The sequence below is a fragment of the Vibrio agarivorans genome (assembly GCF_030409635.1).
GTDB lineage: Bacteria > Pseudomonadota > Gammaproteobacteria > Enterobacterales > Vibrionaceae > Vibrio > Vibrio agarivorans.
Map to the genome: position 1 here is coordinate 1,142,546 of NZ_JAUFQF010000004.1, position 21,778 is coordinate 1,164,323.

General features: G+C 45.4%; 17 protein-coding genes. 11 read left to right on the plus strand and 6 right to left on the minus strand.

Annotated elements, in window-relative coordinates:
- Positions 1 to 3 precede the first annotated feature (3 nt).
- The 11 genes from QWZ05_RS13830 (at position 4) to glmM (ending at position 13,100) form a co-directional block, all read left to right on the plus strand.
- A complete protein-coding gene (locus tag QWZ05_RS13830) occupies positions 4 to 1,146 on the plus strand; it encodes a hypothetical protein (RefSeq protein WP_290298931.1) in 1,143 nt (380 codons plus the stop codon).
- 4 nt (positions 1,147 to 1,150) lie between these two features.
- Entirely contained in the window at positions 1,151 to 2,167 is a 1,017-nt protein-coding gene (locus tag QWZ05_RS13835) for a glycosyltransferase family 4 protein (protein WP_290298932.1), read from the plus strand.
- Positions 2,157 to 3,221: a glycosyltransferase gene (locus tag QWZ05_RS13840; protein WP_290298935.1), complete on the plus strand. Its 1,065-nt coding sequence runs from the start codon at positions 2,157 to 2,159 to the stop codon at positions 3,219 to 3,221. Before QWZ05_RS13835 ends, QWZ05_RS13840 begins: the two co-directional genes overlap by 11 nt.
- Positions 3,221 to 4,360 (plus strand): glycosyltransferase family 4 protein, encoded by a 1,140-nt coding sequence (locus QWZ05_RS13845; protein ID WP_290298936.1) that lies wholly within the window; start codon positions 3,221 to 3,223, stop codon positions 4,358 to 4,360. The genes QWZ05_RS13840 and QWZ05_RS13845 overlap by 1 nt, the downstream gene beginning before the upstream one ends.
- On the plus strand, positions 4,344 to 4,955 hold the full coding sequence (locus tag QWZ05_RS13850; protein WP_290298937.1) for a sugar transferase: 612 nt from the start codon (positions 4,344 to 4,346) through the stop codon (positions 4,953 to 4,955). The genes QWZ05_RS13845 and QWZ05_RS13850 overlap by 17 nt, the downstream gene beginning before the upstream one ends.
- Positions 4,952 to 5,584, plus strand: coding sequence for an acetyltransferase (locus tag QWZ05_RS13855; protein WP_290298938.1), 633 nt, complete (start codon positions 4,952 to 4,954; stop codon positions 5,582 to 5,584). Before QWZ05_RS13850 ends, QWZ05_RS13855 begins: the two co-directional genes overlap by 4 nt.
- 18 nt (positions 5,585 to 5,602) lie before the next feature.
- The gene (locus QWZ05_RS13860) at positions 5,603 to 6,781 is read left to right on the plus strand and encodes a DegT/DnrJ/EryC1/StrS family aminotransferase (RefSeq protein WP_290298939.1); all 1,179 of its coding nucleotides are present in this window, start codon (positions 5,603 to 5,605) and stop codon (positions 6,779 to 6,781) included.
- A gap of 213 nt (positions 6,782 to 6,994) precedes the next feature.
- Positions 6,995 to 8,938 (plus strand): polysaccharide biosynthesis protein, encoded by a 1,944-nt coding sequence (locus QWZ05_RS13865; protein ID WP_290298941.1) that lies wholly within the window; start codon positions 6,995 to 6,997, stop codon positions 8,936 to 8,938.
- Between the two features lie 167 nt (positions 8,939 to 9,105).
- Positions 9,106 to 10,272: a nucleotide sugar dehydrogenase gene (locus QWZ05_RS13870; RefSeq protein ID WP_290298944.1), complete on the plus strand. Its 1,167-nt coding sequence runs from the start codon at positions 9,106 to 9,108 to the stop codon at positions 10,270 to 10,272.
- 94 nt (positions 10,273 to 10,366) lie between these two features.
- Positions 10,367 to 11,731, plus strand: a complete 1,365-nt coding sequence (glmU, locus tag QWZ05_RS13875; protein WP_290298947.1) for a bifunctional UDP-N-acetylglucosamine diphosphorylase/glucosamine-1-phosphate N-acetyltransferase GlmU — start codon at positions 10,367 to 10,369, stop codon at positions 11,729 to 11,731.
- A 7-nt stretch (positions 11,732 to 11,738) separates the two neighbouring features.
- Positions 11,739 to 13,100, plus strand: coding sequence for a phosphoglucosamine mutase (gene glmM / locus QWZ05_RS13880; RefSeq protein WP_390216572.1), 1,362 nt, complete (start codon positions 11,739 to 11,741; stop codon positions 13,098 to 13,100).
- A 53-nt stretch (positions 13,101 to 13,153) separates the two neighbouring features.
- Here the strand turns inward: glmM and QWZ05_RS13885 are convergent, their stop codons facing one another.
- The 6 genes from QWZ05_RS13885 to QWZ05_RS13910 form a co-directional block, all read right to left on the minus strand.
- Positions 13,154 to 13,741, minus strand: a complete 588-nt coding sequence (locus tag QWZ05_RS13885) for a hypothetical protein (protein ID WP_290298949.1) — start codon at positions 13,739 to 13,741, stop codon at positions 13,154 to 13,156.
- The gene (locus QWZ05_RS13890; protein ID WP_290298952.1) at positions 13,741 to 14,901 is read right to left on the minus strand and encodes an Arm DNA-binding domain-containing protein; all 1,161 of its coding nucleotides are present in this window, start codon (positions 14,899 to 14,901) and stop codon (positions 13,741 to 13,743) included. The genes QWZ05_RS13885 and QWZ05_RS13890 overlap by 1 nt, the downstream gene beginning before the upstream one ends.
- 381 nt (positions 14,902 to 15,282) lie before the next feature.
- Entirely contained in the window at positions 15,283 to 16,524 is a 1,242-nt protein-coding gene (locus tag QWZ05_RS13895; RefSeq protein ID WP_290298954.1) for a hypothetical protein, read from the minus strand.
- The gene (locus QWZ05_RS13900; RefSeq protein ID WP_290298955.1) at positions 16,521 to 19,406 is read right to left on the minus strand and encodes a site-specific integrase; all 2,886 of its coding nucleotides are present in this window, start codon (positions 19,404 to 19,406) and stop codon (positions 16,521 to 16,523) included. Before QWZ05_RS13900 ends, QWZ05_RS13895 begins: the two co-directional genes overlap by 4 nt.
- Entirely contained in the window at positions 19,406 to 20,998 is a 1,593-nt protein-coding gene (locus QWZ05_RS13905) for a site-specific integrase (RefSeq protein ID WP_290298957.1), read from the minus strand. The genes QWZ05_RS13900 and QWZ05_RS13905 overlap by 1 nt, the downstream gene beginning before the upstream one ends.
- Positions 20,999 to 21,002: 4 nt before the next feature.
- Positions 21,003 to 21,494: a hypothetical protein gene (locus QWZ05_RS13910; RefSeq protein WP_290298959.1), complete on the minus strand. Its 492-nt coding sequence runs from the start codon at positions 21,492 to 21,494 to the stop codon at positions 21,003 to 21,005.
- Positions 21,495 to 21,778 lie beyond the last annotated feature (284 nt).

Genomic DNA, 21,778 nt, shown 5'->3' on the forward strand with positions numbered 1-21,778 from the left:
ATTATGAATGCTTTGAAGTTAAATGTTATTTTGCTGTTGGCTATTTTTTTTCCTACGTCTTTCTTATCTGATATAATTTCTTGGGTACCTCCTCTACAATCGTTTATTCTGTGTGTAATGCTATTAATTACACTAGTGTATAAAAAAGAAATATATTTTCCAAGCCTACTGTTAGTCACCCCAATTATTATCTTATATATATTATCAACAGTTACTAGTCCTTTTGATGAACTAGCAATGGGTCAATTGCCCATTCTTATTTGTTGGTGTTTTATAGTTTTAATTAGCTTTAGTAGCGTTCAATATGAGTATAATCGCAATATAAAGTATACATACTATTTAATGATCCTTTGGGTAGTATTTTGGGGGGTAGCGCCACTTCATTTGGAGTCAATAAAGCTAATATACATGAATTTTTATTCTAGCAGCTATGATACGCTATTGGAAAGCATGCTAGCTAGAGAAAAGCCTGTTTCTATTTTCGGTAGTCACTCATTAGCGGGATTCTTTTATGCTTACTTCATTTTACTTTCTATATGGATGATTAAAAACAAAGTTAATGCAATACTAAATATTGCTATTATTATAATTTTGACAATGATGATGATTGGTTTATCTTCATATACATCGATAATGATGCTTTTTGTCGTTGCTTTTCTTTCATGTTATTTATTATTTGACGGTAAAGTTTTAATATATAGTCTAGTGTTAATGTTAGTTTTTATTTTGATTTTTTTATTATTCAACTTGGAAATGTCGAATGATCTTTTTGATTACCTTTTAGGTGATCAAGGAAACGGGCTTCAGTCAAGGTATATCGGCGGTTCTCTTAAACAAAACTTTGAGTTTATCTCAGATAATCCTTTGCTGGGTGTTGGTTTTACTTATTCTAATAGCTTATCTTTTACAGATTCTTTTTTCATCATTGCATTAACAAAAATCGGTATTTTAGGCTCTATTTTGATGGCATTAGGATGCCTGTTTGGATTTCGTTGGAGAGTGGATGAGAAACTCGACAGAGCGATATTGTCAGCGACTATTTTATTTGCAGTAGCATATCCCATTTTCTTATATTCTAAATACCTGTTGATTTTTGTTTTGCTAGGGAATGTCGTAAGAAATACTTTATATTTGAAACGAGGTTAATAACTTGAAAGTTGTCGCATTAACATCTGGAACTAACGTCCCAAGTGCACGATTTAGAATTACGCAACACTTAAGCTCCCTTATGGGAAAAGGAATTGACGTACTAGAGATTCCTGCCAAGCACAACTCTACTCCCCCTAAAGAAAAGAGGCTTATCTGGTTTATATTAGCTTTAGTTGATAACATAATTAGAACCATTAAAAGTCGACAGTATGATCTGGTTATTGTACAAAAGCCAATGATCTCTACACTTTATTCTTCTGAATCGTTAATTAGAGGGAAATACATTTTCGATGTTGATGATGCTGTTCATTTAAATAGTAGACTTTCAAGTGTTGACTATATAGCTAAAAATTCCTTAGCTATTATTTGTGGTAATGATTACTTGAGAGGCTACTATTTAAAATTCAATAAGCCAGTATATGTTGTCCCAACTGCAGTCGATCATAATTACTATACTCCCAAGTGCAGTAGTGATGATAACAACGATTTTGTCATTGGATGGTCAGGTACATCGGGTGGCTTTAAATTTCTTTACGAAATTGAGTCATCGCTAAAAATAATTATTGACAAGTACCCGCATGTTAAAATAAAGATAGTTTCAAATGAAGAACCATGCTTCTCAAAGATAGAAAAGAGCAAGGTTATTTTTGAAAAATGGTCAAAGGATTTAGAAGTAACGCAACTACACTCGTTCGATGTAGGTATAATGCCATTAGCTAATGATAACTGGTCTTTAGGCAAGTGTAGTTACAAAATGCTTACGTACATGTCAGTAGGTATCCCCGTCGTGGTGTCAAATTTTGGTATGAATAAGGAAATCCTAGAGATGGGCACCATTGGTTTTGGTGCTAACACTGAAAATGAATGGGTAGATAGTTTAGACAGTGTAATCAATATGTCTGTCATTCAAAGGCGTTCTTTGGGCAGTAATGGTAGGATTGTGGTAATGGAAAATTTTTCTCAAGAAATTATCTCAAATAAACTGGTTGAAATATATAGGCACCACTGTGAAAAATAAGAAGGTTATTCATATTATAACAGGTCTGGGTCGTGGTGGTGCTGAAGCTATGCTTTACAAGGTAACTTCTTCTCAGAGTGATTTGTGCCATATAGTCATATCTCTTACTAATAATAAATATTATGAAGATAGGCTAACCAAATCAGGAGTAAAAGTATTATATTTTACAAAAGACTTTCTGACCATTGTTAAATTCATATCAAAGTCATACTACGATAATAAAATTACAATTATGGCATGGATGTATCACGCCATGATCTTCAGCTTTTTATTTTCAAATAAATGTAAAGTTATCTGGAACGTCAGACACTCTTTAGACAACTTAGGTAAGGATAGGTTTAGAACAAGAGTTTTAATTCGCTTTTTAGCCCGGTTAAGTTCCAATGTAGATGTAGTTACCTTTAATAGTTTTAAAAGCAAGAATTCTCACATTGATATAGGCTATTCCGAAATAAATTCTATAGTTATTCCAAATGGTTTCGATACGGACTTTTTTAAATTCGATAACTGTATAGATAGCGAAATCTCAGACATGTTTGATAAGTTACCTCCTAATTCTTATAAGTTAATTAATGTAGGTAGGTATCATCCTGTTAAAGGGCATGATCTTCTTTTTGATACGTTATGTGAGCTTGTAAGAAAAGGAATCGATGCATATTTATTCTGTTTTGGGGATAATGTGAATGATACTAATTCAAGAATTAACCTTCCTGATAACATAAAGCACAGGGTTTTCTTGTTAGGGCCTAGAGATAATTTAAGTGGCATATATCCTGCGTTTGATATTTATGTAAGTAGTTCTTATTCCGAGGGGTTTCCAAATGTGATTGGCGAGGCAATGTTATCTGGATTAAAGGTTGCAGCTACTGATGTCGGGGATAGCAAGCTTATAATTGATAAGTATGGAGAAGTATGTCAAGTAGATAGTAAAGAACTCGCATCTTGTATTGAAAGTTGTTTAAACCTTAACTTTGAAGCACAGTCGATTTCAAATTATATATCTGATTGTTATTCCATATCCGCCATATCCAAGAAGTTTGAAGAGATTTATTGATGAAAATCAAGAAAAACATGATTTTAGTTGTTGGAACGTTGCCATCTTCTTTAATTAATTTTCGAGCGCATCTTTTAGAAGAAATTAAACGTAAAGGTTGCTCCATTATTGCTATGGCATCCAAGGCAGATGCCGAAGAAGTTAGGCAAATAGAGAACGTAGTTGATTTTTATGTTGACTACGATGTAGAAAGGAGTGGTTTGAACCCGTTAAGTGATTTGAAGACGTTGCTTTCGTTTATTTTTCAGTTTAGGTCTTTTAAACCAGATATTGTTTTAGCCTATACGATTAAACCAATAGTATGGGGGGGTATTGCTACAAGGTTTGCTCGCATTACATCTTTTTATGCGTTGATTACTGGGCTTGGCTATGCTTTTCAAAAGGGAGGGTTCGCAAAAAATACCCTCAACCGTCTTGTAAAGTTATTATATTACATAGCTTTGAAGGAATCAAAGGGTGTTATTTTTCAGAACAGAGACAATATGCGAGTCTTTATAAATGAAGGAATCGTACCTCAAGAGAAGTGCTTTCTTGTCAATGGCTCTGGCGTTGATCTTAGTCATTACCAAGTATCGCCTTTAGAACCAAAGCCTCACTTTTTACTTATTGCTCGCTTACTTGGGGATAAAGGTATTCGGGAATATGCAAAAGCGGCAGAGATAGTAAAACAACAATATCCTAAAGCGGTCTTTGAACTTGTTGGCCCAGAAGACCCTTCTCCTGATGGCATCAAGCTAGAAGAAGTCAATGAATGGGTATCTTCTGGTGCTATTGAGTACAGCGGCGCAACAACAGATGTTCGTCCTTTTATTGAAAACTGTTCGATCTATGTGTTGCCTTCTTACCATGAAGGGATGCCTCGTACTGTATTAGAGGCTATGGCGACGGGGCGCCCAATTCTAACAACTGACGTTCCTGGGTGTCGTGAAACCGTTGTCAATGGAGAAAACGGTTGGTTAGTTGAGAAGGCGAATGTAGAGCAACTCGCGGAACGTATGATTTGGTTTATCGAAAACCAAGAGCAATGGTCAGTGATGGGAAATAAAAGTCACTCCATGGCAAATGAAAAATTCGACGTCCATAAGGTGAATGCTGATATCCTAAAAATTATGGAGCTTTCTGATGAAAAGACTGTTTGATTTTCTCGCGTCTCTTTTCGCGCTTATTCTGTTATCTCCTATCATTGCATTAGTTGCTTGGAAGATTCGTAAAAACCTTGGTTCTCCGGTTCTGTTCCGTCAAACTCGTCCGGGCTTGAATGGAAAGCCTTTTGAAATGGTGAAGTTTCGTACCATGAAGGATGCGGTGGATCAACAAGGGAATCCGCTACCGGACTCTGAGCGCATGACGCCGTTTGGCGATAAGTTAAGAAACAGCAGCTTAGATGAACTTCCAGAACTATGGAATGTGTTAAAAGGGGAAATGAGCTTAGTTGGGCCTCGTCCGTTGCTCATGCAGTACCTACCGCTTTACAGCAAAGAACAATCAAGGCGCCATGATGTTCGTCCTGGTGTAACGGGCTGGGCCCAAATAAATGGCCGAAACGCGATCAGCTGGGAAGAAAAGTTTGCCTTAGATGTTTGGTACGTAGATAATAAAACATTGTGGCTAGATATTAAGGTTCTTTTCATGACGGTAAAAAAGGTCTTCGTGAAAGAAGGCATATCTGCAGACGGCCACGTTACTATAGAGCCATTTACGGGCTCAGAAAAGCAAGGTAGTCGCCAATCATGAAAAGCTGCGCCATTTTAGGAGCCAGTGGACATGGCAAGGTAGTCGCAGAAATTGCAGAGCTAAACGGCTATCAACATATCACGTTTTTTGATGATCGTTGGCCTAGTTTAACCTCTGTTGAGCATTGGGATATCTCTGGTGATACTGCAGCACTTTTGGCAACGGCAAGCAAATATCATGTGGTCGTGGTTGCCATAGGCCATAACGCGACGCGCTGTGCGAAACAACGTGAGTTGAGTGCTGCAGGAGCGAACTTCAATGTGTTAACCCATCCAAATGCGGTAGTCAGTGAATACGCCAACATCAAAGCAGGAACAGTGGTGATGGCAAATGCAGTTGTGAATCCATTTAGTCATATAGGAGAGAGTTGTATCATTAATACTAGCTCTGTCGTGGAACATGATTGTAGGCTTGCTGAGGGGGTTCACATTAGTCCTAATGCAAGCTTGGCTGGCGGTGTAGAAGTTGGCGAAAATTCTTGGATAGGGATCGGTAGTCAAGTGAAACAACTTATCGTCGTCGGTCGTGATGCTATTGTTGGCGCTGGTTCGACGCTAATTAACGACATTCCAGATTTTCAAACCGTAGTGGGCTCTCCTGCTCATACGCTTATCAAATCAGAAAAATAACACTTATTAGGTGACATCGTGCTTAATACACCATTTTCTCCATGGCCTTCTTTTACTCAAGAAGAGGCTGATGCAGTGAGCCGTGTGCTACTGTCAAACAAAGTAAACTACTGGACTGGTGACGAGTGTCGTGAGTTCGAAAAAGAGTTCGCGGCATGGGCTGGTTGTGAATACGCGATTGCTCTTGGTAACGGCACGCTTGCACTCGACGTGGCATTGAAAGCCTTGGGCGTTAGCGAGGGCGATGAAGTGATCACTACGCCAAGAACGTTCCTTGCTTCCGCTTCGTCAATTGTAACCTCCGGTGCTGTACCCGTTTTTGCGGATGTTGACCTAAACAGCCAAGCGATTACGGCGGAATCTATACAAGCGGTACTTACGCCAAAAACAAAAGCGGTGATTGTGGTGCACCTTGCTGGTATGCCAGCAGAGATGGATGCCATTATGGCGCTGTCACAGCAGCACGGCTTTTACGTCATCGAAGACTGTGCTCAAGCACATGGTGCGAAATACAAAGGCCGCAGCGTAGGAACTATTGGTCACATTGGTGCATGGTCTTTCTGCCAAGATAAGATTATGACAACCGGCGGTGAAGGCGGCATGGTGACAAGCAATGATAAGGCATTGTGGTCAACCATGTGGTCGTACAAAGATCACGGTAAAAGCTTTGATGCGATTTACAATCGCGAGCATCCACCGGGCTTTCGTTGGTTGCACGAGTCCTTTGGTACTAACTGGCGCATGACAGAGTTGCAAGCGGTGATTGGTCGTATTCAACTGAGTCGGATGCTTGAGTGGACTGAGAAACGTCAAGTGAATGCTGCACAAATTGATGAAGCGGTTGCTGGCCTTCCTGTAGTTCGCCGAGTTGAAGTGCCACAATACAGTGAGCATGCTGAGTACAAACACTATCTATTTGTAGAGCCAGAAAATCTTGCTGATGGTTGGTCAAGAGATCGCATTGTCGAAGCCATTGTTGAACGTGGTGTCCCCGCATTTCAAGGGAGTTGCTCTGAAGTTTATCTAGAAAAAGCTTTTGATAACACGCCGTGGCGTCCAGAAAAACGCCTAACTAATGCAGTCACGTTAGGGGAAACAAGCTTAATGTTTTTGGTTCACCCAACGTTGACTAATAAAGAATTAGAAAAAACCTGTAAGGTGGTGCGTGAGGTGTTGTTAGAAGCACAGCGTAAATAGTGCCCAGCCTTAGAGTCAGTGACTCTAAGGTTATCTTTTCTTTCTTCGATTCAAATCTTTACCTCCTTTTGTGTCTCAGCCAGAGACACAAATGGCCCGCCATCTAGGGCACTTTGTCACCGCAGGCGCTTCCCAATAGTGTGGCTTACCTTATTGGGAATTATCATCAAATGTGAGAGACTCATTTGAGTCAAAATTAAAATAACGAATATTATGCAACGTCTTCAGTTTCTATGGCAATTACCTCGCAGCAACAAGCGCATCATTAGTGTGCTGATTGACTGCGGGCTCATTTTTTTCGCGTTCCATCTCGCATTGATAGTGCGGCTCGGTGACTTCAGTTACTGGCATGAGCCGAGTGTTTGGGGCATTTTGATTGCGGTGACGGTCGCGACTGTCACGGTGTTTGCTCGTCTCGGGCTTTACCGCGCGGTCTTACGCTATATGACTTTCCAAGCGCTGTTTGTGGTCACCGCGGGCGCTGTGTTGTCTGCACTTCTGATGGGAGCACTGAGCTTTTATATGAGCGATCCGTTGCCTCGCACGGTGCCGATCATTTACGGCGCCTTTTTAGCGCTGTTTTGCGGCAGTCCTCGCGTGATTGTACGTTCACTGGTTGCACAGTCGCGCAGCAAAACGTGCAAAGAAGTGGTGATTTATGGGGCGGGCTCAGGCGGTCGTCAGTTAGCCTTCGCGCTTCGAGCCACCGGTGACTATCGTGTGCGCGCCTTTATCGATGGCGATGAGACATTGACGAACACGGTGATCTTGGGCTTGCCGGTGATCAGCGTTGAGGATGCGATGCCGATCATCAACAAATACGATATTGACCAAGTGCTACTGGCAGTGCCAAGCGCTTCTCGTGCGCGTCGTAAAGTCATTCTTGATAAGCTGGCTAAGCTGCCAGTGGAAGTACAAACCGTGCCTGATATGACGGACATTGTGTCGGGTAAGGCCAAAATTGATGAGCTAAAAGATGTCCCAATTGAGGACTTGCTTGGTCGCGATCCCGTCGCTCCTCAGCAAGTGCTTCTTGAGGCGAACATCACAGGCAAAGTGGTCATGGTGACGGGCGCCGGTGGCTCTATCGGCTCTGAACTGTGCCGTCAGATCATCATGCAAAATCCCACCATGTTGGTCTTGTTTGAGTTGTCAGAATTTGGTTTGTATCAAATCGACCGTGAGCTAAATGCGCTTAAGCAAGAAAAAGGCCTTGTGTGTGACATTGTTCCACTCATGGGCTCTATACAGCGAGAGCACCGCTTAAAAACGGCCATGGAAACGTTTGGCGTGCAGACGGTGTATCACGCTGCGGCTTACAAGCATGTGCCGTTGGTGGAATACAACGTGGTGGAGGGGGTGCGTAACAACGTCTTTGGTACCTTCTATACCGCTAAAGCCGCGATTGAGGCGGGCGTGGAGTCATTTGTGTTGATCTCCACCGATAAAGCGGTGCGTCCAACCAATGTGATGGGGACGACCAAACGTATGGCTGAGCTTGGCCTTCAGGCGTTAGCTGAGCAAGAAAACCAAAAGACCAACGGCACGCGTTTTTGCATGGTTCGTTTTGGCAATGTGCTGGGCTCGTCAGGCTCGGTGATCCCGCTATTTAAAGGGCAAATTGCCGCAGGTGGACCGTTGACGGTCACTCATCCCGATATCACGCGCTTTTTCATGACCATTCCCGAGGCAGCGCAATTGGTGATCCAAGCCGGCGCCATGGGGAAAGGCGGTGATGTGTTTGTGCTGGATATGGGCGAGTCTGTCAAAATTGTCGATTTAGCGAAAAACCTGATTCAACTCTCGGGTTTGGAGGTGAAATCAGAACAGAACCCTCATGGTGATATTGAGATCCAGTTTGCGGGTCTGCGCCCCGGCGAGAAGCTCTATGAAGAGTTGCTGATTGGTGACAATGTCAAACGCACCGCGCATGAGCGGATCATGACCGCCAATGAGGTTTATTTGCCGATCGATGAGTACGATGCCTTGCTTGAGCAAATGGACTTAGCTTGTCATGCAGTGGATCATGAGCAAATAAGACAATTGTTATTGGATGCACCAACGGGATTTGCACCAACAGATGGCATTGGTGATTTGGTTTGGAATCATAAACAATCCTCTGACGCAGTAAGCAATGAATGTGTAGTCAATATATAAAGATCGGGGGTGTTGCAGTAATGCTTGCCTTTTCTATACACAACTGGAATCGCATCTGGGCGAGACTATTGGGAAATTGATTCATAAGGCCTTCTTATTTGGTTAATAAAAGGTTAATCGTGAAAGGGGTATAAAAGTCATTACTAAATTTATATAGTGTGGCTTTTATGAATATTACCGTTGTTGGTGCTGGGTACGTTGGCATATCTAATGCGCTTTTATTTGCTCAAAACAGAAATGTGACGATCTTGGATATCGATCGGCATAAAATAGAGTTGATCAATGATAAAATATCTCCGATTAAGGATGGTTTAGTCGAGGATTTTTTGAGGAACAAACCGTTATCTTTAATTGGAACGGGTAATGTGTATGAAGCATATAGCTGTGCTGACTATGTAGTGATTGCAACTCCCACCGATTATGACCCGCAAACAAATTTTTTTAACACAAAATCTGTAGAGGTTGTGATAAATGAGGTGAGGGAGGTTAATCCAAATGCAGTTATTGTCATTAAATCAACAGTGCCAGTGGGGTATACCAAGCGTATTTCAGAAGAGTTGGGTTGTGATAATATTATCTTTTCTCCCGAGTTTTTAAGAGAAGGGAGAGCTCTTTACGACAATTTAAACCCTTCACGCATTATTGTCGGTGAGCAATCAGAGCGAGCAAAAGTGTTTGCAGACTTATTATTGGAAGGTGCCATTGACAAAGAGGTACCAGTGCTGTTCACAGACTCAACAGAGGCTGAAGCGGTAAAGCTTTTCTCAAATACTTACCTTGCACTTCGTGTGGCGTATTTTAATGAGCTTGATACTTATGCAGAGACGCATAGCTTGAACTCACGGCAAATCATCGAAGGTGTGGGCTTAGATCCTCGTATTGGCAGTCATTATAATAACCCATCGTTTGGCTATGGTGGTTACTGTTTGCCGAAAGATACCAAGCAACTTCGCGCAAACTATGAAGCTGTGCCTAACGAGATTATTGGTGCTATTGTAGAAGCCAACCGCACGCGTAAAGACTTTATAGCGAAGTCTATTTTGAGAATAAATCCCAAACGTGTTGGCATCTATCGTTTAATCATGAAATCAGGCTCTGACAACTTCAGAGCTTCGAGCATCCAAGGTGTAATGAAGCGTATTAAAGCGAAAGGTATCGAAGTTGTGGTTTATGAGCCGGTACTAAAAGAAGAAGAGTTCTTCCATTCGCAAGTTATTCGTGATCTAGAAGAATTTAAATCAACTTGTGATGTGATTGTGTCGAACCGCATGGTTGATGAGATTCGTGATGTCGCAGAGAAAGTTTATACAAGAGACTTATTTGGTAGTGACTAAGGTGTCAACTATATAGGTTTTAGTATATAGGCAGTTTGAATTTCAAACTGCCTTATTATTATGTAATTGAATATACGAAAATAGCTAGGTAAAAATGAGTTTTAGTGCAGTTGTCTTAGCAGCAGGAAAAAGGACTCGAATGTATTCGAGCTTACCTAAAGTGCTGCACGTTTTGGCTGATAAACCAATGGTAAAACATGTTATTGATACTTGCGTGAGTATCAATGCGAGTAGTATTCACTTGGTTTATGGTCATGGCGGTGAACAAATGAAATCGACACTGGCATCAGAGCCAGTCAATTGGGTTGAACAGTCACAGCAGCTTGGTACGGGCCATGCTGTCGATCAAGCTTCTCACGAGTTCGCTGATGATGAGCAAATCTTGGTTCTTTATGGTGATGTTCCCTTAATCTCACAAGAGACGCTTCAAAATCTTTTGGAGGCGCAACCTGAGGGAGGAATTGCTTTATTAACGGTGATTCTTGATGACCCGAAAGGTTATGGTCGTATCGTTAGAAAAAATGGACCTGTTGTTGCCATCGTTGAGCAAAAAGATGCGACGCGAGAGCAAGAGCTTGTTCAAGAAGTCAATACTGGCGTCCTTGTTGCTTCGGGTAAAGATTTGAAACGCTGGTTGAGCGGGCTGAGTAATGATAATGCACAAGGTGAGTATTATTTAACAGACATTATCGAGGCGGCACACAATGAAGGGCGAGCGATAGAAGCGGTTCACCCTATGTCAACGATTGAAGTGGAAGGTGTGAATAACCGTGCCCAACTCGCCAAACTTGAACGCGCTTTTCAACAGAGCCAAGCACAAAGGCTTTTAGCACAAGGCGTGATGATCCGCGATCCTGAGCGCTTTGACTTGAGAGGTTCTCTTGAGTGTGGAATGGACGTTGAAATTGATACCAACGTTATTATCGAAGGGGATGTCACGCTTGGTCAAAACGTCACAGTAGGTACGGGGTGTGTTCTTAAAAACTGTACCATTGCAGACAATACGCTTGTTCGTCCTTATACGGTGATTGAAAACGCGATTGTCGGTCAAGATTGTACGGTAGGACCATTTGCTCGATTAAGACCGGGTACGTCACTTGCTAATGACGCTCATGTCGGTAATTTTGTTGAAGTGAAAAATGCTAGCTTGGGTGAAGGTTCGAAAGCAAATCACTTGAGCTATATCGGTGATGCTGAGGTTGGTCGTCAGTGTAATATTGGCGCAGGCACCATCACATGCAATTACGATGGCGCGAACAAGCACAAGACTGTGATTGAAGACAATGTCTTTGTTGGCTCCGACACACAACTGGTTGCCCCAGTGAGAGTGCGAGCTGGCGCGACGATTGCGGCAGGCACGACATTGACGCGAGATACCGGTGAATCTGAGTTGGTATTAACTCGAGTCAAACCAACAACAAAAGCGAACTGGGTTCGTCCAACGAAAAATAATAAGTAGAAAGATAATGAAACGTAAATATTTCGGAACAGACGGTGTACGTGGAAAAGTCGGCACTTTTCCAATTACCCCTGATTTTGCATTGAAGCTTGGCTGGGCAGCTGGACGTGTGCTATCTCGTATGGGCACAAAGAAAGTCATTATTGGTAAAGATACGCGTATCTCTGGCTATATGCTGGAGTCTGCGCTTGAAGCCGGCTTGTCTGCAGCTGGGGTTAACTCCGTTATGTGTGGTCCAATCCCGACACCAGCTGTCGCGTACCTAACTAAGACCTTCCGTGCAGAAGCCGGTATTGTGATCAGTGCTTCTCATAACCCTTATTATGATAATGGGATCAAGTTCTTTTCCGCTACAGGTGAAAAGCTACCAGACAGCGTAGAGCTTGAGATTGAAGCTGAGCTCGATAAAGAAGTAGTGTGTGTTGAGTCTGACTTATTGGGTAAAGCGACGCGCATGGATGACGCAGCAGGACGTTATATCGAATTCTGTAAAGGAACCTTCGATTCAAAAGCAACGTTAGCTGGAATGAAGGTCGTGGTCGATAGTGCTAATGGGGCGGCTTATCATATTGCGCCTAATGTTTTTAAAGAGCTGGGTGCTGATGTGGTGTCTATTGGTGATAAGCCAAATGGTTTAAACATCAATGCACAGTGCGGTGCAACCGATCTTGCGCTGCTCAAAGAGAGCGTGGTTGCAGAAAAGGCAGATCTCGGTATTGCACTTGATGGTGACAGTGACCGCATTATGCTTGTCGATGGCAACGGTCATGTTGTTGATGGCGATCAGATCCTTTATATCCTTGCAAAACAAGCCTTAGTTGAAGGTCGTCTAAATGGTGGTGTTGTTGGCACACTCATGTCAAACATGGGGCTTGAGCTCGCGCTTCAAGCCCTAGGTATTCCATTTGTGAGAGCAAATGTTGGTGACCGATATGTGATGGAGCAATTGCTAGAGAAAAACTGGTGGCTTGGCGGCGAAAACTCAGGTCATATTATCTGCCGAGATAAAGTAACCACCGGTGATGCTATTGTGGCAGCACTTCAAGTTCTTTCTGTAATCAAAAATACAGGACGTGATCTCGCCTCATTGGTTTCAGATATGGATATGCTGCCTCAGGTGCTTATCAATGTACGTTTTGCTGGTGGAGTAGACCCTCTTGAATCTGAGGAAGTGCTGAAAGCTGTCGACCAAGCTGAAGCGGCGTTTGGTAGTCACACGCAAAGTGCGACAGGCCGTGTTTTACTTCGTAAGTCCGGTACCGAACCTCTTATCAGAGTGATGGTAGAGGCGATTGATAGTGAAGCGGCAAATCATTGGGCCAATGTCATTGCTGATGCAGTGAAGTGCACAAGTGCAGAGCCGGCGTAAGCGGTAAAAAATGAAAAGGGCGAGATGAATTCTCATCACGCCCTTTTTACTTATTAGAGCCAAGGAAATGGCAGTTGAAAGAATCGGTAACCTAGCACATGAAAGCAAATAGGGACTTTGGTCTCAATGTAGCAATAGCTCTGCTTTTGGTGTCGGTGTTCGATTTGCACCATATTGTGCCGATATTCGATGAGGCTGCGTGGCTCGGCATAATATTCATTGAGCGCAAAACACAGCGCTTTGCAAAATCGCAGATGGCGCTCCCAGAGCTTCATGGAGTCCATGTTGTCTTTGGTTTGCTGCAAGCAGTAGTAGTACTTAGCTAATGTAAGTGCGGGATATTTAAGGTGTAGTGTAATATCGTCACACATCAGTGGCTCACTATCGACCAGCATCTGTTTATAACGCTTAAGGGCGCGATAACGTTCTGGGCATTGCTGGTAGTTATAAACAAACTGCCGAGCTAACTTTTCGAGCGTCTTTTGCGTGGCCAAATCATTGGGTACGCCTTCATACTCTTCGCTGTGGATCAGATGATGAATCATCGTCGATTGCGCCCCGAGTGCAAATGCGGCCAGTTGCTTGTCATCGCTTAAGCTGCGTTTAAAGTGCTCAGGCTCATCAAAGGTCAGAACTTTCATTACAGCGCTCCTTTCATCATCGAATCAAAAGCCACCCCATCTTGGCGTGAGGCATTGGCCACATAGGGTGCATACACCTCAAACAAGAGTTTTGTATCACTGTGACCCAGCATGTGTGAGATATAAAGCGGGTTCTCATGCGCGGCGATGTGCAGTACGGCGGCAGTATGGCGCGTCTCATAGGCGCGGCGTTTTTTTAGTCCCGCTTTTTTCAGTGTTGGATGCCAGAGCTTTTCACTGACAAAATGCGTATCGAGTCCTAAGCCATTGGGGCCGACAAAGACAAAGCCGTCACTGGTGTTGGCACGCTGTTTTTGGCGCTCAAAAGCAGCGTAGAGCGTGTCACACATTTGCAGCTCTCGGCGGCTTTTCGGCGTTTTGACATCGCAAACCTCCCCATTAACTAGGTTCTGGCGAATACGAATTTGGCGGTGCTCAAAGTGAATATGCTCCCATTGCAAACCATGAATTTCACAGCTGCGCATACCGGTCCAAAAACGAATCAGAAAGTAGTCTCGCCACTCTTTATCCACCGCATCTAAAAACCGCTGCACTTCTTCGGCGGTAAGCGGATGAGATTCGGCTTTTTCTTCACGCAGGGATTTGTAGCGGCGAAACGGATATTCAAACTTGTACTCTTCTGCGCCGAGCGAAATCATCGCAATTAGCGGCCAAAGAATGTTATTGATGCGCTTGTTGGTCAGCTTACGTGACCCATCCGGCTTTTTCAGCGACATCAAATCTTGGCGGAAAAAATCGATGCTCGCGAGGGTAATGTCACAAATCAGCGTATTGCGAAACTCGGGCAGCAAATAGCTTTCGATGTTATTCCACAATACGCCTTGATAGCTCGGTTTCCACTTGGCTTTGTTACGCTCAAACCACTCTTGGGCGTAGGTGTCAAAAAACGGAAAGTGATGGTCAGGGTGTTTTTCACGCTCAAGCGCTTCAAATAGCGCGACTTTTTTGCTGTGCGGAAAATAGTTGCGATACTGAAAGGTGCCCAAATCAATTTCTGCATTGATTTGCTTGAGGGTGGCTTGCGCTTGTTTGAGATTTTTTGGTGTAGCGTTCATTTTCGTGCCTTCACGAAAACGCTGACCGTACATGTGTAGGTCAAATTGGATCACCCCATTGGGGCGCACGCGTAGATGAGCCATGACGACTTCTCCATCGGTTGCGATCTTTAAATAGATCTGTCCCTGACCGGTGGAATTGGGTAGACTCATTCCATCGGCTGGGTCGCTTTAACGTCGGGCAGCCGGTACGGGGTGGAGTGGTTGCCGCCACTTCACCCCAACTGCATGTTGGCATCGTTGTCTCTGTGTCCTCTATCGTTGCTCATAAAAACTCAGAGTGAGGCGATGCGCCCTCAAAGCTTACCAATAGCGTGAAAATAACGACTATTGGTGATTGCTTAATAAATAATCTAGTCGCCTACTGGATGGATGTCCAGCTATTGTGTCTGTTTTTTATCCTTTTTACTCTCCTATTGGTTGTCGTGAGTACGCCTCGTTTTCTTTACGAGTTCTCTACGAGCACTACACATCATCGAACCCGATACCATCAATCTGTTGGCCTTCAGGGTTGATTAAGGCGTCCAATTTCTCTTTTTCTTTTTGCATGCGTGCGATCTCCTGTGGAGCGTATTCGACATCGTGGACGTAAGCATAAGGGTGCGTTTTATTGATGTTGTTATAAAAGCCAAGCTTATAGTCGCCTTGTGTGGTTTTTAGAAATTGCACCTTCATTTGTTTGGTTTTTTTGGTGATCACATCTTGCAGCCTGATTTTAGACAGCTCACTTAAATTGACGCGAAAGACCGTTGTGCGGTCGGTTTTGCTGTCTGCGACGTCGAGGTAGCTATGCAGCCCTGTCTCTTCGGTTAACCCTCCAATCATCACACAGTCGTTATCGATGTAGATGAGCGCTTGATTGGCTTTTTTGACTTTGGCATTGCTGCGATAGTCGTCAATTTGTTTTTTAAAGTCGATCAAATTGACAATCAGTCTCGCTTTGGTTTCGTATTCAATTTCTTGTTTTTGAGCGTAGTCTTTCAGTGAGGCGAGTGAGCTTGAAAGAATGCGCTGACCATCGCTGAATATGGCCTGTTCATCATCCATATAAATGTCGATGTGTTCGGCTGAGGTATCAAAAGCCAATTGCTTTAAGTTATCGAGGCTTTGTTTGTTCAACAAAAGGTCGAACTCTGGCTCAAAACTCTCGGGTAGATCGTAAGGGGTCGGCACACCCTGGCGTTCAACTTTGACAACCTGCTGCTTGCAATCCAGCTCGAAGGTATCAAAAGGTCGATAGGTATCCGCCACTTCGATTATCGCTTGGGCGGCTTTAGTGCTGACTTTCTGGGTCACAAGCTGTCGCGTTTTTTCCTGAAACGCCAAATGAGCTTCTTTGGGAGGTTGAGCCTCAATGAAAAGCCGACCGGTCTCACTAGTTAAGTTATCTACTTTGGGGTAGGGCGTATCTTTGTGGTACTCGACCTTTAACGCGAAAGGCGCTTTATGTTTCTCAAGGTTCGTCAGCTGCCAGAGTTGGATGAAAGAGGTGGCACACAGTGACCATTGGCCTTTTTTGAGTCCCCAAGCGTCATTGTGCTCAAAGGTAATGAGGTTGAGGTTCTCTTTAACCCCTCCAATCAGTTGAACTTGGTGTTTGTCGATGAGAAGCGTGAGGTAAGCTTTGTCATCTTTTTTGGGAATGATTGCGATCAAATCGTCGATTTGAGAGTGAATATGGGGCTCGAATTGAATGCAATGGCTCATAGTGTCGTCTCCATGACAGTAGAATGTGACGGGGCAAGGTCTTCCTGTGGGCTATCAGGAAGGAGGGCTTGCCAATAGTGTTTAAACTGATGTTGAAAGAAGTCAGGCGATAGGTGAGTATCGATGATGAGATACAGCGCACTGTCTCCGTGGTTGATTTTTTGCTGCTCAACGGCAAAGCCTAGAGTTTGAAATTGCGCCATAAATCGAGCGACCTTAAGACTGCTAAGGCGTTTACGGTTTTGTACTAGTAGGCATTGGACATCGAAGTGACAAAACGGGCCTTCTTGAAAGAGCGCTTGCACTGCGGCCAAATCTGGTTGATTGAATTTGACACAGGTATACAGAGACAGGGTTTCTTGATGAACACAATAAAATGGCGCGAGCTTTTTGAGTTGGGTTTGCTGCGTTGGACTCAGGGTTAACGCTTGCCCTTTATGCGAGAGCACTTGCCATGCCTGTTCAAGTTCTTTAAAGGAGAAAGCCGGTTGACTGCGAGCGGCAAAGGTATCATGGCAAAACAGCGTAAGATGCGTCGAGTCTGTATTGACCATCTGTTTGGGTAAGCTTGTAAACCAGAGTTGATATAAGTTTGTCTCGGGTTTTGCTGTGCTTGTCGCCCCATCCTTGTCTTTGACGACTCCTTTGGGATTTAGGCGATGAAAGAGCTTTGATGCACTCAAGGCCGGGCTGTAGTGCTTTTTCTCAATGTGAGGTAGCGCCGCATAGTCAGGGCAAAGCTGGGCTACCACACGAGAGATATCATTCGAGCCCGCTGGCATACCGAGGACATAACGCAGTTTGTCGCGCGAATAGCGCTCGTTTTTGTCTTTGACGAGGGCGAGAAATAACTCTAAGCCATGCAGGTAATGGCGACGCGTCGTGGCGTAATGGGTATGACCCAACTCTTCGGTGATGACATCGAGCAACAGCGCGCTATTGACCTCACGCAGTGGCTGCCCTTCGAGCCAAAAGTGAAAACGGGCTTGACAGGTTTGCGGTGTGAGTAGTGAGCGTGTCAGCGGGCCTATCCCCATCAAGTGCTTCTCGTCTCGGTCAAAGGCGAGGGTGAGCCCTTGCAGCACCAGCAGCTGCGCGCCGCTGTGTCTGAGGTGGTGATAGCGCACCGATTGGCCAAAGAGCCCTTTGAGCGCTTGTGTCACCGGATACAAGTAGCGCCGCGCGCGATCGCCGATGGTCTCAAACGAAAACCCAAGCAAAGGATCGTCTTTACACCCTCCCTCTTTTATTTTTTGCAGCACACGCACCAGCTTTGCCGCCTCGCTTGGCAAGTAGGCGTGCACGGTGCGCGGTTTCTTGTTTTTTGTATCCCCTTCTTTTGTCTTGGTGATCTCAATGATAAAGCATTGGCGATCTTGTGGGTGAACGCTGATATCACCGAGCCTCAAGCGCAGCGTCTCCCCGCGGCGCAACGTAGCATAAAAACCTAATAGGGCGGCCACCGCGCAGAAAATTCGCTGCATGCCATGCCCCCCTGGCGCATTTAACAATGTTTCGACTAAGCTGTCGATGTGCTCTGGCATAAGACAAAATGGGTCTACCTTGCTTGGTAAACTGGGCGACTGAAACAGGCTCAGATCTAAGTGGTCGATGAGCGAGTGCTGCGCCATAGAGCAAAGAAATTGATAGAAATGGTAGCCGTCGCTGCTATCGTCAAGTCGTGTCCACTGCTCACGAACCCACTCATGCAGAGCGTCAGGCGTGATGGCGGTAGCAAAGCTCAGTGGGGTGAGGTGTGAGTGAAAGTTGTTGTAGCGCACAATCGATTGACCGTGGAGTTTCTCGCGTTTGACGCCACCTTCGACAAACAGGGTCTCGGTGCGATGAAAAAGCAGCGCTGGGAGAATATTGTCCTCTTGCCAGTCGGGCGCTTTAGGCTTGGGTATGATGCGGCCTTGGCGCAAGTTTTGGTGATAGCGGATCAACGCTTTGTGTGGCCAGGTGGTGGCGCTTTTCTTTTTCGATGTCACGGTTGGGGTGAACGATGGCGGCGTATAGAGCGCTTTTTGCTCACTGGCCGTAAGCGTATTGGTGCGCACGGGATGGAGCGTTGCCACATGGCGCGTCGGATCGCACACGTCTTTGAGAAGGGAGGCGCCAAGCTCATGATGATAATACCAAAGGCAGGCAAACGCGCGCTGCCATTGGTGCGTGCTGATTGGCTCAAGATAATATGGCTCACCTGATACCCAGTCATTGAGCGCTTCGGTCAGTGCTTTGATACTGAGCACTTCGCTCGGCGATTGATAGTATTGCTCTAGAGCGCGATAGGCGACGGGGGAAAGCGGGTATCGCGTAAAACTGGGTGTGCTTTTGCTGGCAAAGGCGGCAATATCAATTCGGTGTATGACTTTGAGCGTGTATTGACCGTCAAACCACTCGATGGCGTCTGGGTTTTGTAAGATGGCTTGCCAGTCTTTTAGCGGCAGTGGCGCGACTTCAATGTTAAGCAAGAGCAAGGTCCATCCCAGGTGTGCCCAGCGCGTTTGATAAAATGCGGGGCTTTGCAAGCGATGACCGTCAAGCAGCGCAGTGGCTTGCTCGCTATGGGCTAATATCGACATCATCCATTCCCGATTCGTGTCGCGCCATTGGGTGCTAGCTACTTCAGGTATTGGCCAGTGATTGACCTCTTTGAGGTAATACAGACATTGATCGCGCGCTTTCTTTCGTCGCCGTTGACGACCATCTTTGATTTGCGAGATGGCCAAGTTGAGGCGTTTGAGCTGCTCTGGCGTGATTTCTCTTGCTTGCGGCGCAAGTGTCGTGAGCACCCACTCAATTTCCTCAAGTGGCTCAACGTCAAGCCCATTAGTGTGGTGGTAGTCGCAGATCCACTTGGCACAAAGCCGTTGCTCCATTAGGCCACCTCCGTTTTGAGTCCGATGTGTTCAATGCCCTCATTGAGAAAGCGCTTTAAGGTGTGTTTTGCCGTCGGGTAAATCATGTCACTGCCCAGTCCCTCCCCTAGCTCGCTGTGCCCCATCAGATAATCAATCTCTTGCAGTGATAGACGCACCTTATTGTTCGCAAGAGCATGCTGAGCAAAGTGGTGGCGCAGCTGGTACGGCACTACCGCTTCGCCTGGGTAGAGTGCTTGCCATCGCACGGCCATAAATAGTCTCAAGCTTTTGGCGGTAATGGTGTGTGTTTGGTATTTCTCATCGAGCAGGCACCACAAGTGTGGGAATGAACAAGCGACGCCGCGCATACGCAAATTGTGTTGCACGTGCTGATAGCGCTTAATTCGCGCTCTCAGGCCATCACACAGCCAGATAGGGCGGTGCTTGCCTTTATCGCGCACGATGGCCTCTCTCAGGTTAAAACACCATTGTCTTTCAATGCTGATGTGATGGGTGGGGCGCGTGCCGGTCAGTGCGATCAGCAGCAAAGACAGCTCAAAGGCATAAAAGTTGTGCAGCGTTTTTAAGCTCTCAAGGCTGTGCTCAGCGCGCTCGAGTGATTGCCCTTCTCGCTCAAGAGCCTGAAACAAGCGTTTGACCTGATGGTTGGCGATGGGGCGTATCGAGCCAATTTGGATAAAGGGCAACGCATGATGTGTTCGGGTAGCTGAGCCCATCTCAAGGTGAAACGCTTCAATGCTGCCTGGGGTTTGTAGGTGCGGGGGCAACGCGTGAGAGGAGTGCAGTAAGCCTATTTTACGATTCGAGCAAGGCGTTAGGACATCTAGGCTCTCGTTGTATATGTCGGTTGGGATGGCTTTGAGCAGGCGATTGAGATAGTTATTGTAGTGATGAAAGAGCTCATGACGGATCTCATCACTGGTGCTGATTTGATAACGCAGCGCGCAGGGGTGATGGAGGCGCATTTCGCCCAAAATGACGGCTTTGGCTGTGACGGGCAGGGTAGAGTCACATTTCACCATGTTATCAAAATAGCCAAACAGGCGATCGCGCCTGACTAAGTGTTCGCCCTTGAGTCGGGTGGGGGTGCGCCACTTTGTGTGCAGAAAACGCAGAAAAGTGCGTTTTTCTTGGCGTGATAACACCCAAATGTCAGCCGCACGCTGGGTTTGTGTGAGCGCAAGAGAGAACCACTCATTGAGCCCTTTGGGAATAGGTTGCCATAGCCACTCTGTGCCAGTTTTCGCCGGGTACGGCAGTGCGTACTCGACCCAAGAGATCTTACAGTTGACCTGAGTTGAGCGAAGACGATAAGGGCCGCAGGGCTGGCTGCTGGTGACCACTTTGATGTCCGGGAAGTCTTCTATACTTTGGCAACCCTCTAGGCCGCCGGTGAGCCACAGATACAAAAAGTGAAACAGTGCGCGGTCGTAGGCGGTGACTTTGTCTCTTTTTTGTTTGTGGGTGGGGTAATAGCGTTTAAGGCGCATGAGGGCACTGAGCAGTTTAAGGGCGTGAGCGCGTGCCTTAGGTGGCGGCGCGCCGGCGCTCTGGGCTCGATTTTTGTTGGCGATAGCGGCAATGCTCATTGGCTCACTCCTTGTGACAGGCGCGCAGCGCACTCGGGGTGACGCCGGCCCATTTGGCGAGCTTCGCCTTGGTAGGTACGCGCTTTTGTGGTGTCGGTGCGAGATCTTTTAGGCGCTCTTGGCGCAGTGCGAGACTTGGCAAGGACAGACTCGATAACTGATGAGTGAGGGCGGGCTGAATCAAGTTGAGCGTATTGATAGCTACGTCCTCATGCTCATGAAAGTAGAGTCTGACGTGGTGGCGTTTAGCCCCGGGGTGCTGTTTCAGAAATTCAAAAAGGGGATCAAAACAGAGCAGGCAATACGGCGCCTCTGGCTCGGGTAAGGTCGTGTGCAGGGTGATGTCACTCAATAGCGCTTCGAGTGTCAGATCGTCAATGTCGGCCAGTCCCCCCTGGGCGCTCAGGGTAAAAGGCTGCGCCTGTATCAGCGCCATGACGCTGGGGTGATAGTGGTAGTTCAGTTCCCGAAGAGGGATGTTTTTGTGTCTGGCCATAGCGCTCCTTGCATATTGATGTATTGGCGTTGTCAAGATAAGAACATTGAGCCATACACATTAATTTCTTGGTTCTCATTTTTAAGTCAGTGATTCTGCTTCAAAAATGAGCCATACCTTATGATATGCGCCAGATTGATATGAGAATCAAGGTTTTGTTTGAAATTTGAGCGATTGATCGCATTAGTTTTAGTTAAAGTGGTTGCGAATATGCACTACATATGCATATGCAACTTGCTGTGTTGTTCTGTTGTTTTTGGGTATGCAACTTCGTGGTTTTTTAT